Raw genomic sequence first — 241 nt, 5'->3', positions numbered from 1 at the left:
CCCTCAACCCGCACCCCACATTGATCCCGGCGATTGAAAGCGGTTGGGTGGAGAGTGTGCATTGCTTCGGCACCGAACTGGGCATGGAAAACTACATCGCCGCTCGCCCGGATGTGTTCTTCACCGGCCGCGATGGTTCGATGCGCTCCAACCGCATGTTCTGTCAACTCGCCGGCCAGTACGCCGTGGACCTGTTTATCGGCGCCACCCTGCAAGTGGATGGCGACGGGCATTCCAGCAC

1 protein-coding gene is annotated in these 241 nt (G+C 61.4%); it reads left to right on the top strand.

Features of this window, described 5'->3' with window-relative positions:
• The coding region (locus AAEY88_RS15235; RefSeq protein WP_350563741.1) for a malonate decarboxylase subunit alpha at window positions 1-241 on the top strand (241 nt) is incomplete at both ends.

Origin of the sequence: Psychrobacter sp. CAL346-MNA-CIBAN-0220 (genome assembly GCF_040309805.1) — a bacterium.
GTDB lineage: Bacteria > Pseudomonadota > Gammaproteobacteria > Pseudomonadales > Moraxellaceae > Psychrobacter.
The sequence above is the reverse complement of the archived record's forward strand: the minus strand, read 5'-3'. Positions and strand labels throughout refer to the sequence as shown.